This is a genomic window from Mesorhizobium sp. M2E.F.Ca.ET.219.01.1.1, assembly GCF_004016445.2.
Taxonomy (GTDB): domain Bacteria; phylum Pseudomonadota; class Alphaproteobacteria; order Rhizobiales; family Rhizobiaceae; genus Mesorhizobium.
This window is the reverse complement of the sequence record NZ_SADT02000006.1, coordinates 502,553-517,289: the sequence shown is the minus strand read 5'-3', so window position 1 is coordinate 517,289 and position 14,737 is coordinate 502,553. Positions and strand designations below refer to the sequence as shown.

Sequence of the window (14,737 nt, the reverse complement as noted above, 5' to 3'; positions counted from 1 at the left end):
AATAGCTGTAAGCGTTCTACTGTCAACTCGTCGTGACCGGCCGGGCCTCCGTTCGGCGCGGCAGGTGCGGAGGGACGCTCGCTAAAAACCCTGCGTTATCGCCGGTCTGGGCCTGCATCCGTTCTCACGAAAATGTCAGACAAATCGGACTATTTACGAACGCCACATGAGTGTCTAGTGTCTCGACCGCGACCGGATCGGCACCGTTCTTAAGTCGGCGGACCTTTGCGCCGTGCCCTTGAGGAGGAGGGTTGTCCGGATCGCGGCCGAGACATCGGCGACGAGTTCTACAGTCAGGTTCTACAAGGGAGGTTGAACTATGAAATCAATGATCCGTAACGCATCTGTCGCCGCGGCGGCTCTGCTCATCGGGCTTGCGGCCACGGCGGTTACCCGCGCGGACGACAAGCCGACGCTGGCCTTCGTCGTCAACGGCGCGTCAGACTTCTGGAAGGCGGCGGAAGCCGGCGTCAAGAAGGCGCAGGGCGAATTGCCCGACTACAATCTCGAACTGAAGTATCCGGAACAGTCCTCTGTCGCGATCCAGCAGCGCCTGATGGACGATCTGGTGACGGCAGGCGTCAAGGGCATCATGGTCTCGGCCGTTGATCCCAAGACCTCGACCGACGGGCTGAACAAGATCGCGTCGCAAACAGCGCTGTTCACCACCGACTCCGATGCCCCGCAGACCAAGCGCGTCGCCTATATCGGCTCGTCCAACGTCGATGCCGGCAAGCAGGCGGCCGAGATCGCCAAGAAGGCGATGCCGGACGGCGGCAAGTGCCTGGGCTTTGTCGGCCTGCTCGGCGCCGACAACGCCAAGGAGCGCATCCAGGGCATGAAGGACGGGCTTGCCGGCAGCAAGATCGAGCTGGTCGACGTGCGCGGCGACGATATCGACCAGGCGCGCGCCAAGAAGAATGTCGAGGACGCGCTGGTCGCCAGCCCCGACATCACCTGCATGGTCGGCTTCTACTCCTACAACACGCCGCGCATCTATGAAGCGCTGCGCGACGCCGGCAAGCTCGGCCAGATCACCGTCGTCGGCTTCGACGACGATCCGATCACGCTGGGCGGCGTCAAGGAAGGCACGGTCGCCGCGACCGTGGTGCAGCAGCCGTTCGAATGGGCCTATCAGGGCATGAAGCTGATGGCTTCCTACCTCAAGGGCGACAAGTCGGGCATTCCAGCCAACGGCTTGATCATCATCCCGACCAAGATCATCGGCAAGGATGACGTCGACGCCTACGCCGCCAACCTCAAGGCGATGCAGGGCAAGTAAGCCCGGCACAGTTGCGCCGGCTCAAGGGGTTCCTTGAGCCGGCGTTCGTATTGACGGACCCGCCAAGGCCGGTCAGTCTGTGGCCCACCGGCTGCTATCGGGCGCGATGACCTCTACCGACACCACTCACCCAGACACCGCTCCGTTCCTGAGCCTCGAGGCCGTGCGCAAGACCTATCCGGGCGTCGTCGCGCTGGACAGGTTCTCGATGGAGGTCCGGCCGGGCGAGGTGATCGGCCTTGTCGGCGAAAACGGTGCCGGCAAATCGACGCTGATGAAGATCCTTGGCGGCGTGACGCGGCCGGACAGCGGCACCATCACCGTCGACGGCACAGCGCATGACGGGCTGACCGTCGAGCAGAGCATCGGCTCCGGCATCGCCTTCGTGCACCAGGAATTGAACCTCTTCGAGAACCTCGACGTCGCCGCCAACATCTTCTTCGGCCGTGAGCCGCTGCGCGCCGGGCCGCTGAAGCTGGTCGACCGCGCCAGGCTGCGCGACATGGTGGCGCCGCTGCTGAAACGCGTCGGCGCCAATTTCTCGGCCGACGCACCGGTCGCGTCGCTGTCGCTCGCCCAGCAGCAGATGGTCGAGATCGCCAAGGCTCTGTCGATCAGGGCCCGCCTTGTGATCCTCGACGAGCCGACCTCCAGCCTGCCGATGGCGGAAACCGAAAAACTGCTCGACGTCATCAAGGGACTGAAGGCGCAAGGCATCAGCGTCATCTTTATTTCGCACCGGCTGCATGAGATCGAGCGCGTCGCCGACCGTGTCGTGGTGCTGCGCGACGGCACGCTGGCCGGCACCCTGGCGAAGGACCGGATCAACCACGACGAGATGGTCAGGCTGATGATCGGCCGCATGCTGAAGGAGCGCGAGAAGGCGGGTGAGGCTACCCACGCACCGGGCGGCGTGGCTCTGTCGGCCAACGCCGTACGCACCAGCACCTATCCGGACCGGCCGGTCAGCATCGAGCTGAGGCGCGCGGAGATCCTCGGTCTCGCGGGCCTTGTCGGCTCCGGCCGCACCGAGCTCGCCCGCGTGCTGTTCGGCATCGACGAGCGTTTGGGCGGCACCGTCACGCTCGACGGCAAGCCGCTCAATGTCGGCTCGGCCGCCGACGCGGTGGCGAACGGCATCTTCCTCGTGCCGGAAGACCGTAAGCTCACCGGCATATTGCTCGATCTCTCGATCGCGCAGAACATCTCGCTGCCCAACCTGCCGGCCCATGCCCGGCGCTCGCTGGTCTCGAACGGCACCGAGCTCGCGACGGCGGAAAAGCAGAAGAAGAATCTCGGCATCAAGGCGCCTTCGGTGTTCACCCGCACCGGCACGCTCTCCGGCGGCAACCAGCAGAAGGTGGTCCTGGCAAAATGGCTGGCGATGAACCCCAAGGTCATGATCCTGGACGAGCCGACGCGCGGCATCGACATCGGCGCCAAGGCCGAAATCTACGGACTGATGCGGGCGCTGGCCGATGCCGGCGTCGCCGTGCTGATGATCTCCAGCGACATGGAAGAGGTGATCGGCGTCTCGGACCGCATCGCGGTCATGCATGAGGGGCAGATCTCCGGCATCCTCGACAAGGACGATTTCAGCCAGGAGAACGTGCTCTTGCTGGCGGTCGGCAAGAAGCCGAAACTGCTGCAAGCGGCGGGAGGAGTTGAATGAGCAAGAAAGATCTCGGCCTGCTGATCCTGATCCTGGTGGTCGGCGCGGTGGTCACGGCCATCAACCCGCGCTTCCTGTCGGCGATCAACCTTGCCAACACCTCCAACCTCGTCGCGCTGTTCGGCATCCTGTCGATCGGCCAGGCCTTCGTCATCATCACCGGCGGCATCGAATTGTCGGTCGGCTCGCTGATCGCCCTGCTCGGCACCTTGTTCATCGACTTCATCGCGGTGCGCGAATTGGACTGGCCGCTGGCCTTCGTGGTGATCATCGTGCTCGGCGCCGTTATCGGCTTCGTGCATGGCTGGCTGATCACAAGGCTGAAATTGCAGCCTTTCGTGGTGACGCTGTGCGGCCTCTTGATCTATCGCGGCGTGGCGCGCTTCTACACCGCCGACGGCACGGCCGGCTTCGCCTTCGGTCAGAATTTCCCGACGCTCGAATTCCTGACCGCGGGCCGCTCCTACGGCCTGCCGAACTCCTTCATCGCGCTGATCGTCATCGCCATCGTCATGTGGGTGGTGCTGCACCGCTCGGTCTTCGGCCGCTATCTCTACGCTATCGGCAAGAACGAGGAAGCGGCGAAATATTCCGGCATCCGCACCGGCCGGGTGATCATCGCGGCCTATGTCATCTGCGGCGTGCTGACGGCGCTGTCGGCGATCTATTTTGCCATGTACACGCGCTCGATCTCGCCGGCGAGTCACGGCCAGTTCTACGAGCTCTATGCCATCGCGGCCGCCGTGCTCGGCGGCTTCTCGCTGCGCGGCGGCGAAGGCTCGCTGGTCGGTGTGATTCTCGGCACCGTGCTGCTGCAGGAGCTGCAGAACCTCGTCAATCTGCTCGGCATCCCATCCTCGCTCAACTTCGCGGTGATGGGCGGCGTGATCCTGATCGGCGTGCTGGTGGACCAGCAATGGGGTGTCTTCCGCGCCCGGCGCCGCATGATCGAAGCGACGCGCCAGAACGTTGCGGGCGCGCCGGCGGAGTAGTCTCGCTCTTCCGCCAACGGCCTGATTGGATCGATGCTCGCGGCTGAGCCGCCGGGGCAGGCCCGGATTCGCGGGCGGAATGCAACAACACGTGAACCGGAAAACAGCCCTTGTCGCAGAATTGGGGCTGGGCTAAGCAATTGGTATCTGAGGGTTCCAAGAACAAAAAATGGGAGAAAGTATCGTGACATCATCACGTTGGATCGCGCTGGCCGCGCTGGCATTGACCTGTTCGACGCCTGCACTGGCCAAGGACTGGAAGACCGTTTCGGTCGCCATGGAAGGCTCCTATGCCCCTTGGAACCAGACCGACGCCAGCGGCAAGATCGTCGGCTTTGAGGTGGACATCCTCAACGACGTCTGCGCCCGCGCCAAGCTCGAATGCAACATCGTAGCGCAGGATTGGGACGGCGTCATTCCAGGCCTCACCGCCGGCAAGTTCGACATCGTCATGGACGGCATGTCGATCACCGAGGAGCGCATGAAGACGATCGACTTCTCGATCCCCTACGCCTCGTCGCCGGTCGCCTTCCTGGCAGACAAGAACGGCCCGCTGGCCAACATGTCCAACAGCGGCAAGATGATCGACCTGTCGAAGGACGACGCCGAATCCAAGGCGGCGCTCGACACGCTGCGCAAGGAGCTCACCGGCAAGAATGTCGGGCTGCAGGTGTCGACCACCGAGGCGACCTTCGCCGACAAGTATCTCAAGGACGTCGCCAACGTTCATGAATACAAGACCACCGACGAGCACGACCTCGACCTGATGGCGGGCCGCATCGACGTCGCCTTCGCCGACACCACCTATTTCCTCGGCACGCTGGCCAAGCCCGACGCCAAGGACCTGGAATTCGTCGGGCCGCAATTCAAGGGTGGTCCGATCCTCGGGCCGGGCATCGGCGCCGCCTTCCGCAAGACCGACAAGGACCTGCAGGACATCTACAACAAGGCGCTCAAGGCCGCGCTCGATGACGGCTCGGTGTCGAAATACTCCATGCAATGGTTCAAGATCGACATTACCAAGTAATGTCGCAACGGGAGCAGCCAAGGCTGCTCCCGTTTTGCATTGAGACAAGCAACCGTCGCCGGGAGGGAAGGCGTACGTGGAGTTTCTCAACGATTTCAAGGACCAGGTGTCGACGGCCTATGAGCTGCTGGCCGCCGGCTGGGGCGTGCAACTGCTCTGGGGCATCGCCTGGACGCTCGCCGTCACTGTCGTCTCGATGCTGATCGGGGCCATGCTGGGCTCGCTGGTGGCGGCCGCCAAGCTTTCGCATCGCGGCGGATTGAGGTTCATCGGCGAGAGCTACACCACGGTTTTCCGCGGCGAACCGGAACTCCTGATCATCTACCTGTTCTACTATGGCGGCACGCAGGTGCTGACCGGCGTGGCGCGGTCCACCGGGTCGATCGGCTCGACCGACATCTTGAACATGCCGAGCTTCCTCGGCGGCGTGCTCGCGGTCGGCATCATTTCCGGCGCCTACCAGGCCGAGGTTTTTCGCGGCTCGTTCCTGGCGATCCACCGCGGCGAGCTGGAGGCGGCCCGCGCCTACGGCATGTCGGCCTGGCTGCGGTTTCGCCTCGTGATCGTGCCGCAGGTGCTGCGCCTCGCGGTGCCGGGGCTGGGCAACGTCTGGCAATTGACCATCAAGGATTCGGCGCTGATCTCGGTCACCGGCGTGGCCGAGTTGATGCTCACCGCGAACAAGGCCGCGCGTTCGACGCATCATTCGCTGCTTTTCTACACGGTCGCCGGCATCCTTTACCTGGTGATGACCTCGGTCTCGACGCCGATCTTCGAAAAGGCCGAGCGTTACACCTCACGCAGTTTCACGCGGCCGAAGTAAGAGGTGGCGGTGGCTTTTGATTTCTATCTTTCCACCATGTGGAGCGTGCTCAAGGCGCTGCCGCTGACGCTCGAGATCTGGTTCTTCGGCATCGCCTTCGGGCTCGTCATCGCCACCGGCCTGACCTGGCTGCGGGCTTCGGGCTCCAAACTGGGCGAATATTTCACTCGCGCCTATGTCTTCATCTTCCGCGGCTCGCCGCTCCTGGTGCAGCTCTATCTGATCTATTTCGGCCTCTCCCAATTCGATTTCGTCCGCCACAGCCCGATCCTGTGGCCGATCCTGCGCGATCCGATGTATTGCACGATCGTCGCCATGGCCTTGAACACGGCCGCCTATGAGAGCGAGATTTTCCGCGGTGCGTTGCGGGCAGTGCCGGTCGGCCAGATCGAGGCGGCCAAGGCGTTCGGCATGTCGGCCTTCACCCGCTTCCGCCTCGTCACGCTGCCGATCGCGCTGCGGCTCGCTCTGCCCGCCTATTCGACCGAAATCATCCTGATGACCAAGGCAACCGCGCTCGCTTCGGTGGTGACCATCATGGAGATGATGGGAACGGCGCAGAAGATCCAGCACGACACGTTCCGGCCGATCGAGGTGCTGACCTGCGCCGGCGTGATCTACCTGCTGCTCAACCTGTCGATCGCCCGGCTGTTCGCCTGGGTCGAATACCGGCTTTCGCCGCATCTGCGGCCGCCGCCCGAGCAGAGCCAGCAAATCAGACCCGTACCGGAGGTGTTGTGATGTCGGCAAATGTCGCCGCTGCCGCAAAGGCAGCACCGTCCCCGGACGACAAGTCGGCCATCAGCGTCAGGGACATGCGCAAGTGCTTCGGCGACCATGAGGTGCTCAAGGGCATTTCGCTCGAAGCCCACAAGGGCGATGTCATCTCGATCCTCGGCTCGTCAGGTTCCGGCAAGAGCACGATGTTGCGCTGCATCAACCTCCTGGAGACCCCTGACTCCGGCGAGGTGCGGGTCGACGGAGAGCTCATCCGGATGAAGCAGGGGCGTGATGGCCGTCAGATGCCGGCCGACATCCGCCAGGTGGAACGCATCCGCGCCAACCTCGCCATGGTTTTCCAGAGCTTCAATCTCTGGTCGCACATGACGGTGCTCGAAAACCTCGTCGCCGCGCCGACGCATGTTTTGAAGCGGCCGCGCGCGGAATGCCTGGAGCAGGCCGAAGCCTTGCTGAAGCGCGTCGGCATATGGGAGCGGCGCAACTACTATCCACCGCATATGTCGGGCGGCCAGCAGCAGCGCGCCGCGATCGCCCGCGCCCTGGCGATGAACCCCAAGGTGATGCTGTTCGACGAGCCGACATCGGCGCTCGATCCGGAACTGGTCGGCGAGGTGCTGCGCGTCATGCGCTCGCTTGCCGAGGAAGGGCGCACCATGCTGGTCGTCACGCATGAGATGAGTTTCGCCCGCGACGTGTCGAGCAAGGTGATGTTCCTGCACAAGGGCGAGGTGGATTCGGTCGGCGAACCGAAGGAGATGTTCGCCAGGCCGCCGACGCCGCAATTCAAGCAGTTCATCGCCAACTTCAACAAGTGAAGACGGACGTTGCTCGGCGCCAAGATGTGCTGAGATTCAGGTCAGGCCGAGCCGAAAGGGGTGGCTTCCGAGAACCGGAGCGGAGCGTACTTAAGTACGTGAGCACCGGAAGCGCAGGGAGTCGCCACTTGCAGGCCGGCCTCACCTGAATATCAGCACATCTTAGATCATGTCCGACAGGTCCGAGAACGCCATCGCCTTGCGCAGCACCTCGGCGAAGCGTTCGCCGGCGACCTGCTTGTCGCCGCTGTTGTCGATCGAGGTGACGTCCGGTCCCGTCAGCTTGACGCTGGTGCTGCGCGCCAGGCGGGCAAGCACCTCGCCGCGCGATTCGCGGCCGCGGGCCGCCAGCCGTTCGGCGAGAATCTCCGGCGCCGCGGTGATCTCGACCACGGCCAGATTGGCGTAGCGTTCGCGCAGCGCCGGGATGACCGCGCGGGAGACATTCGCCACAGCAACATGGCCGTTCGCCACGGCCCAGTCGACATCGGCCGGCAGGCCGTAGCGCAGGCCGTGCGCGTCCCAGCATAGCGAGAAGGCGCCGTCGGCCTCCGCCTCGGCAAAGGCCGCGTCCGCCAGCGTGTCGTGGTCCTCGCTTGCCGTGTCGCTCGGCCTGGTGATGACGCGGCGCACGAATTCCAGCCGCGTCTCGCCGGCGAAGCGTGCCTTCGCGTAGCCGATCACAGTGTCCTTGCCGGCGCCGCTCGGGCCTACCACCGCGACAAAGACGCCGTTGCGGATCGGCAGGCTCTCGGCCAGCTCGCGCTCGATGAGGGCCGAGACCATCACGCGACCCGGCGGCCCTGGCGCCACACGGTGCGCACGACCGGCACATGGTCGTCGACGCGCACGCGCACCAAGTCGGCGCGGCGGCCGGGCTCGATGATGCCGCGGTCGGTGAGGCCGACCGCTTCGGCCGGGTTCTTGGAGACCATCGCCACGGCCTGGGGCAGCGTGATGCCTTCGACGACATCGCCGAGGAAGAAGGCCGACTGGATCAGGCTGAAGGGGATGTAGTCCGACGACAGGATGTCGAGCAGCCCGTCGGCGGCTAGCGTGCGCGCCGAGACATTGCCGGAATGCGAAGCGCCGCGCATGACGTTCGGCGCGCCCATCAGCACGCCGAGGCCTGCCGCCTTGGAGGCCTTGGCGGCCCCTTCCGTCGTCGGGAACTCGGCGACGCGCACGCCTTGCTCGATCGCTTCGTCGACATGGCCGGCGGTCGCGTCGTCATGGCTGGCCAGCACGATGCCGCGTCCCCGGCAGGCGGCCGAGATGAAAACCCGATTTGGGCCGGAATTGCGGGCCGATTCCGCCATCCGCTTCTCGCAGAATTTCTGGAAGTCGCGGTCCGTCAGCTTCAGCTTGCGCTGGTAGTAATAGGCATAGGTCTCGAGATTGACGAACTGCCGCTGTCCAGGCGCATGGTCCATCAGCGAGGCGAGCTTCACCCGATCGTCGGTTTCGAAATTGGCGAAAGCCTCGAGGCAGTCCGGCGCCGAGACCTCGCAGCGCAAATGGATGAAATGGTCGGCCCTGAGCCGATCCTGGCGCACGCTGTCCTCGATTGCGTCGGCCAATTTGCGCACGTCGTCGGATTTCAGGTCAGCGTCCTCGTCCATCCCGACGCGCAAGGCGTCGAGCACGGTGGTAATGCCGGCGGTTGCCACCTGCGCGTCATGGGCAAGCACCGCGGCGATCGGGTTCCAGCGCACTTTCGGGCGCGGCGCGTAGTGGCCTTCGAGATGATCGGTGTGCAACTCGACGAGGCCCGGAATGATATAGTCGCCGCCCATATCCTCGCCGGCGCGGGCAGCGCCTGGTTCGACGGCGGCGATCAGGCCGTCGCGCAACAGAAGCGAGCCCTCGACGATCTCGTCGGGCAGCACGATGCGGGCATTGGTGAGAACGGTTTCGGCGGTCATCTCGGGCGGTCCTGTCTCAAGCGGTCATTTCAGAGCAATTCCAGGAAAAGTGTTTTGCGGTTTTCCGTCCGGAATTGCGTAAAACAAAAAGATAGGGCGGGTCAGCGTTTCCGCTGACCCGCCCTATGCGGTCCTGCGGGCCTGGCCACGGCCAAGCGCGTGGTGGGAAAGCACCATGAACGGCGCGCCGGGCTCGCTTTCGACGAACAGGGTCAGCGCATCCACCGGTACCGGCTGGCGCAGCACGTCGGCGAACAGGCCGTCGATTGCTGCGCGAAGGCGTGGGCTTTCTTCGGGCCCGACGCGCCCCGACAGCGTCATGTGGAAGCGGAACGTGTCGAAAACGTAAGGATAGCCCCATTGGCAGAGGTTGCGGAACTCATCCGGTTTCAGCGCATCGGGGCTGCGGCGCTCGATCTCGGCCTCGGTCAGCGGCGCGCGGAAATTGTCGAAGGCGCGCACCACCTCGCCGGCGAAGCTGTTGAGCGGCGCGAACTGCGTTTCCGGCACCAGCGCGAAGAAGCCGTCGATCTGCCCGACGACCAGGCGCGGGATGACGACGGGCGGCGTTGCTTCGGCAAAAGCATCGATCGCGGCGCGCAGCGAGGCTTCCGTCTCGTTCGGCGCCAGCCGGAACGGCGCCTTCAGCGTCGCATGGAACCCGTAACGCCTGGCGGAGGCGGTGTGGAAGGCGACCTCGGCGGCGGACAGATCGCCCACCGCCTCGACCGGCCGCGTCGCCGCGCCGAACGGGTCACGGCCCAGCCAGTTGGCGGCAATGCGCGCCAGCTTCTCGTCCTGCCCCGGTGTGTAGTAGATGGCGTAGCGCATCGGTGTTCCTCGTCAAGCGCGCCGCGCCGAAGGATCATGCGACGCGCTTCAAGTCATTGTCCTGGCAAGTCGTAGGCCCAAAAACGCCGGAGCGCTTGCGGCGACATGCACCGGAACCGCTGCCATAGGTGATTTCCATGACGGATTGACGAAGCTTTCATGGGTTTTCGAAGGCAAGTCCAGCCGCAGGCTCGTTAGCCGACGATTTTCTCCCGGCTGGACCAATCCGCCGGTCAGGCCTTCATCAGCCATTCGTGCTCGGCCGCGTTGTGGAATTTCCACGTCCGCTTCGGTCCGGCCATGACGTTGAGATAATAGAGGTCGTAGCCGTGGCAGGCCGCGCAGGGATGATAGCCTTTCGGCACCAGCACGACGTCGCCGTCCTCGATCGCCATCGCTTCGTCCAGCTCGCGCACGCCGTTGCGGTCGGCATCAGTGTAGACGCGCTGGAAGGCAAAGCCCTGCGGCGGGTTGAGCCGGTGGTAATAGGTTTCCTCGAGATAGGATTCGGCCGGCAAATTGTCCTGGTCGTGCTTGTGCGGCGGGTAGCTGGAGGTGTGGCCGCCGGGCGTGATGACCTCGACCACCAGCAGTGAATCCGCCGGCTTGCCTTCGGGCAGGATGTTGGTGACGTAGCGCGTGTTGGTGCCCTTGCCGCGCACCTCCTGGCCAAGATCATCAGGCCCGATGACGCGCACCGGCAGGCCGCCGCTCAAACCCGGCGCCGAGCAGACGGCGAGTTCGAGTTCGGTGTCGGCGGTCACCGACCATTCGGTGCCTTGCGGCACATAGACCGACCAGGGCTTGCCCTCGAAGGGCGACATGCGCTCGCCGAGCAGGCCGAGTTCCTTGCCGCCGGCGGTCGCCTTGCCCTTGCCGGTGACAAAGACCAGGCAGACCTCGCGGTCGCCGGTTTTGCCGGACGCGATCTCGCCCGCTTTCAGCCGATGCAGGTCGAAGCCGACATAGGTCCAGCCGGCGCTTTGCGGCGTGACATGTGCGACATGGCCGTGGCCCTTGTCGGCCTTGACGATGAGTTTCGACATTCTTGTCTCTCCTATCCCTATTCGCTCTGGCGGGGTTGGCGACCCAGAGATTTCATCAGCTGAGGAGTCCGGCGCAAACCTTCGCGATTGGCCGTGGCCTCCAAAAACTTCGTCATCCTAGGGCGAAGCAGGAGCGAAGCTCCGTCGCGACCCTAGGATCCATGCCGTTCCCTCAATCGAAGGGCGCAGCGGAGCAGAATTCTGCACCGGCACACTACCTTCAAAGTCATGGCATGGATCCTAGGGTCTGCGCTGCGTCGCTGCGCTCCTTGCTCCGCCCTAGGATGACGAAGCGAGAGGCGTTCGGGCCAATCGCCATCACAAGCGATCCGCCGGACGCACAAGTATCCGACCCACAAAACGTCCGCGCCATCGACCACTCATTCCTTCGGCTCGGCTGGGGGCTTCGCTTCCTCGGCCGGCTTGTAGAGATAGAAAAACTGCCACACCGCATAACCGGCGAAGCCGAGAGCGATGACGCCCCAGAAGGGCGTGCCGGAGGCGAACTCGATCACCGACCAGATGAGGCAGACCGAGACGACGGCGATGCGTCGCCACAGCGGCCGGAAGAAGGGGTGCTCATAGTCTTTCATCGCGCCAATCCAGGATTTGCCCAAAGCACAACGGATAAACCGCGCGCCCCAGTGAATCCACCGTTCAGGCCGGAAACCCTTGCGTCTCCACCGTATAGCCGGCGGCCGTCATCACCCGCATCAGCTCCTTGTGACCGACCTGCGCCATCTTGAGCGGCGGGTTCTTCTTCGGATCCTGCTCGGCCTCGACCACGAACCAGCCCTCATAGCCATAATCGGCGAAGCGCTGGACGATGGCGCCGAAATCGAGCGAGCCGTCGCCCGGCACGGTGAAAGCGCCGAGCGCCACGGCGTCGAGGAAGGACTGTTTGGTGCGGTCGAGCCCGTCGATCACGCCCATGCGCACATCCTTCACATGGACATGGTTGATGCGCTTGTGATGGTTGTCGATGGCGCGCAGCACGTCGCCGCCGGCAAAGGCGAGATGGCCGGCATCGAGCAGCAGCGGAATGCCTTCGCCGGAATGGCGCATGAAGGAATCGAGCTCCGGCTCGGTCTCAACGACCGCCGCCATATGGTGGTGATAGGACAGCGGCATGCCCTGCTCGGCGCACCATTCGCCAAATTCGGTGACGCGCCGGCCATAGGCCTTCATCTCGTCGCCGGTGAGTTTCGGCTTGGTGGCCAAAGGCTTGGAGCGGTCACCCTGGATGGAACGGCCGACCTCGCCATAGACGATGCAGGGCGCGTCGACCGCCTTGAACAGGTCGATCATCGGCTGGATGCGGTCCTTGTTCTTCGCCAACTCCTCGTTGACCAGCGTGCCGGAGAACCAGCCGCCGCAAAGCGTGACATCCGCCTCCTTCAGGATCGGCAGCATCACCTTGGGGTCGTCGGGGAAGCGGCGGCCCTTTTCCATGCCGGTGAAGCCGGCCGAGCGCGACTGGCGCAGACACTCCTCCAGCGACACGTCATCGCTCAATTCCACGAGATCGTCGTTCCACCATGCGATGGGGGACATGCCCAGTTTGGCTTTCAAGTCGTCACTCCAATGTCGCTTCGTTTCTACCCTCCCCCTTTGTGGGGAGGGTCGCTGCAAGGCAGCGGGGAGGGGGCAGCGCCGACCCCCACCCGGACCTTCGGTCCGACCTCCCCACAAGGGGGAGGTAGGGGGCGGCGCCGGCTTCAATTACCGATGCTTTGCATCTGCTTCTTGTCCTCATACGCCTTGCGCGCGGCATTGACCTGCGGCCGCGACGAGACTTCCGGCACGGCGACGTCCCACCAGTGGCCGCCGGCCTCGGTCGAAACCAGCGGATCGGTGTCGATGACCAGCACCGTCGTCTTGTCGTTCTTCTTCGCCTTGGCCAGCGCCGTTTCCAATTCGGCGATCGAAGCGACCTTCTCGGCATTGGCACCCATGCTTGCCGCATGGGCGGCGAAGTCGACGTCGGGCAGCACTTCGTGGCGCGCGTCCTTGAGCAGGTTGTTGAAGTTGGCGCCGCCGGTCGCCATCTGCAGCCGGTTGATGCAGCCATAGCCGCGATTGTCGAGCAGCACGATGGTGAGCTTCAAGCCAAGCATAACCGAGGTGGCGATCTCGGAATTGAGCATCAGATAGGAGCCGTCGCCGACCATGACGACGACCTCCTGGTCGGGCTTCGCCATCTTCACGCCGAGACCGCCGGCGATCTCGTAGCCCATGGTCGAGAAGCCGTATTCGGCGTGGTAGGAACCAGGCGCGCCGGCCTGCCAGAGCTTGTGCAATTCGCCCGGCAGCCCGCCCGCCGCATGCAGCAAGGTGACGCCCGAGCCCATGGCGCGCTGCACGGCGCCGATCACCTGCGCATCCGACGGGTAGGCTGCGTTGGTCGAGGCCGTCACCTTGGCGGCGCCGGCCTGCCACTCCGTCTTGCCCTTCAGCGCATTGTCGGTCCAGGCGCTCGGCGCCTTCCAGCCCTTCAGCGCTGCGCTGAGTTCTGCCAGGCCCTCGGCCGCGTCTGCCACCAGCGGCAGCGCCCAATGCTTGCCGGCATCGAAGACCTGCGTGTTCAGCCCGATGATGGTGCGGCCGGCATTCTTGAACAGTGCCCAGGAGCCGGTGGTGAAATCCTGCAGCCTGGTGCCGACGGCGAGCACGACATCGGCCTCCTCGGCCAGACGGTTGGCGGCGGAGGTGCCGGTCACGCCGACCGCGGCCATGTTGAGCGGATGATCGTCAGGCAGCGAGGATTTGCCGCCCTGCGTCTCGCAGACCGGAATGCCGGCGCTCTGCACCAGCTTCGCCAGTTCGCCGGAGGCCTGCGAATAGAGCACGCCGCCGCCGGCGATCACCAGCGGCTTCTTCGCACCCTTCAGCGCCGCGACGGCGGCCGCCAACTCGTTGCGGTCCGGGCGCAGCCGGCGCGGCGTCCAGACGCGCTCGGCAAACAGGCTTTCCGGATAATCATAGGCTTCGGCCTGCACGTCCTGGCAGAGCGACAGCGTCACTGGGCCGCATTCGGCCGGATCGGTCAGCACCTGCATGGCGCGGTTGAGCGCCGGGATGATCTGCTCCGGCCGCGTCATGCGGTCGAAATAGCGCGAGACGGGTCGAAAGCAGTCGTTGACGCTCGCCGTGCCGTCGGAGAAATCCTCCGCCTGCTGCAGCACCGGGTCCGGCAGGCGGTTTGCGAAGACATCGCCGGGCAAGAACAGGACGGGCAACCGGTTCACATGCGCGAGCGCCGCCGCCGTCACCATGTTCAGCGCGCCAGGCCCGATCGAGCTGGTCGCGGCCATGAAACGCCGACGGAAATTGGCCTTGCCGTAAGCGATCGCCGCATGCGCCATCGCCTGCTCATTATGGGCGCGGAAGGTCGGCAGCTCGTCGCGGACCTGGTAGAGCGCCTCGCCGATGCCGGCGACATTGCCATGGCCGAAGATCGCCCAGACGCCGCCGAAGATCGGTACCTTTTTGCCGTCTACCTCCGTCATCTGGCGGGACAGAAAGCGGGTCACAGCCTGCGCCATCGTCAGGCGAACAGTCTTCGTCATTTGTTGTTTCCTCC

General features: G+C 64.5%; 14 protein-coding genes. 7 read left to right on the top strand and 7 right to left on the bottom strand.

Features of this window, described 5'->3' with window-relative positions; all coding sequences use genetic code 11:
* Positions 1-319: 319 nt before the first annotated feature.
* The 7 genes from EN862_RS28365 to EN862_RS28335 all read left to right on the top strand — a co-directional run bounded on the left by EN862_RS28365 (position 320) and on the right by EN862_RS28335 (position 7,352).
* Complete coding sequence (locus EN862_RS28365) at positions 320-1,282, top strand: sugar-binding protein (RefSeq protein WP_127866775.1); 963 nt, start codon at positions 320-322, stop codon at positions 1,280-1,282.
* A 106-nt stretch (positions 1,283-1,388) separates the two neighbouring features.
* Positions 1,389-2,954, top strand: coding sequence for a sugar ABC transporter ATP-binding protein (locus EN862_RS28360; RefSeq protein ID WP_127866774.1), 1,566 nt, complete (start codon positions 1,389-1,391; stop codon positions 2,952-2,954).
* Entirely contained in the window at positions 2,951-3,946 is a 996-nt protein-coding gene (locus EN862_RS28355) for an ABC transporter permease (protein WP_127866773.1), read from the top strand. Before EN862_RS28360 ends, EN862_RS28355 begins: the two co-directional genes overlap by 4 nt.
* A gap of 184 nt (positions 3,947-4,130) precedes the next feature.
* Positions 4,131-4,973, top strand: coding sequence for a transporter substrate-binding domain-containing protein (locus EN862_RS28350; RefSeq protein WP_210235683.1), 843 nt, complete (start codon positions 4,131-4,133; stop codon positions 4,971-4,973).
* 76 nt (positions 4,974-5,049) lie between these two features.
* A complete protein-coding gene (locus tag EN862_RS28345; RefSeq protein WP_245519708.1) occupies positions 5,050-5,796 on the top strand; it encodes an ABC transporter permease subunit in 747 nt (248 codons plus the stop codon).
* 9 nt (positions 5,797-5,805) lie between these two features.
* Entirely contained in the window at positions 5,806-6,537 is a 732-nt protein-coding gene (locus EN862_RS28340; protein WP_245519707.1) for an ABC transporter permease, read from the top strand.
* Positions 6,537-7,352, top strand: a complete 816-nt coding sequence (locus tag EN862_RS28335; protein WP_127866771.1) for an ATP-binding cassette domain-containing protein — start codon at positions 6,537-6,539, stop codon at positions 7,350-7,352. Before EN862_RS28340 ends, EN862_RS28335 begins: the two co-directional genes overlap by 1 nt.
* A gap of 162 nt (positions 7,353-7,514) precedes the next feature.
* On the opposite strand, the gene phnN is transcribed toward EN862_RS28335, so the two are convergent.
* The 7 genes from phnN to iolD form a co-directional block, all read right to left on the bottom strand.
* The gene (phnN, locus tag EN862_RS28330; RefSeq protein WP_181592082.1) at positions 7,515-8,141 is read right to left on the bottom strand and encodes a phosphonate metabolism protein/1,5-bisphosphokinase (PRPP-forming) PhnN; all 627 of its coding nucleotides are present in this window, start codon (positions 8,139-8,141) and stop codon (positions 7,515-7,517) included.
* Positions 8,138-9,277 (bottom strand): alpha-D-ribose 1-methylphosphonate 5-triphosphate diphosphatase, encoded by a 1,140-nt coding sequence (locus tag EN862_RS28325; RefSeq protein ID WP_127866770.1) that lies wholly within the window; start codon positions 9,275-9,277, stop codon positions 8,138-8,140. Before EN862_RS28325 ends, phnN begins: the two co-directional genes overlap by 4 nt.
* Positions 9,278-9,400: 123 nt before the next feature.
* Entirely contained in the window at positions 9,401-10,108 is a 708-nt protein-coding gene (locus EN862_RS28320) for a DUF1045 domain-containing protein (protein WP_127866769.1), read from the bottom strand.
* A 233-nt stretch (positions 10,109-10,341) separates the two neighbouring features.
* On the bottom strand, positions 10,342-11,154 hold the full coding sequence (gene iolB / locus EN862_RS28315) for a 5-deoxy-glucuronate isomerase (RefSeq protein WP_127866768.1): 813 nt from the start codon (positions 11,152-11,154) through the stop codon (positions 10,342-10,344).
* Between the two features lie 380 nt (positions 11,155-11,534).
* The gene (locus EN862_RS28310) at positions 11,535-11,747 is read right to left on the bottom strand and encodes a DUF3329 domain-containing protein (protein WP_127866767.1); all 213 of its coding nucleotides are present in this window, start codon (positions 11,745-11,747) and stop codon (positions 11,535-11,537) included.
* Between the two features lie 64 nt (positions 11,748-11,811).
* Complete coding sequence (iolE, locus tag EN862_RS28305) at positions 11,812-12,726, bottom strand: myo-inosose-2 dehydratase (protein WP_127866766.1); 915 nt, start codon at positions 12,724-12,726, stop codon at positions 11,812-11,814.
* A 146-nt stretch (positions 12,727-12,872) separates the two neighbouring features.
* Positions 12,873-14,723 (bottom strand): 3D-(3,5/4)-trihydroxycyclohexane-1,2-dione acylhydrolase (decyclizing), encoded by a 1,851-nt coding sequence (gene iolD / locus EN862_RS28300; protein ID WP_127866765.1) that lies wholly within the window; start codon positions 14,721-14,723, stop codon positions 12,873-12,875.
* Positions 14,724-14,737 lie beyond the last annotated feature (14 nt).

Excerpts from the sequence above, each read along its gene's own strand:
- EN862_RS28320 (WP_127866769.1), bottom strand. The coding sequence starts at position 10,108 with ATGCGCTACGCCATCTACTACACACCGGGGCAGGACGAGAAGCTGGCG.
- EN862_RS28335 (WP_127866771.1), top strand. The coding sequence starts at position 6,537 with ATGTCGGCAAATGTCGCCGCTGCCGCAAAGGCAGCACCGTCCCCGGAC.
- EN862_RS28310 (WP_127866767.1), bottom strand. The coding sequence starts at position 11,747 with ATGAAAGACTATGAGCACCCCTTCTTCCGGCCGCTGTGGCGACGCATC.
- iolB (WP_127866768.1), bottom strand. The coding sequence starts at position 11,154 with ATGTCGAAACTCATCGTCAAGGCCGACAAGGGCCACGGCCATGTCGCA.
- EN862_RS28355 (WP_127866773.1), top strand. The coding sequence starts at position 2,951 with ATGAGCAAGAAAGATCTCGGCCTGCTGATCCTGATCCTGGTGGTCGGC.
- EN862_RS28365 (WP_127866775.1), top strand. The coding sequence starts at position 320 with ATGAAATCAATGATCCGTAACGCATCTGTCGCCGCGGCGGCTCTGCTC.
- EN862_RS28325 (WP_127866770.1), bottom strand. The coding sequence starts at position 9,277 with ATGACCGCCGAAACCGTTCTCACCAATGCCCGCATCGTGCTGCCCGAC.
- iolD (WP_127866765.1), bottom strand. The coding sequence starts at position 14,723 with ATGACGAAGACTGTTCGCCTGACGATGGCGCAGGCTGTGACCCGCTTT.
- EN862_RS28360 (WP_127866774.1), top strand. The coding sequence starts at position 1,389 with ATGACCTCTACCGACACCACTCACCCAGACACCGCTCCGTTCCTGAGC.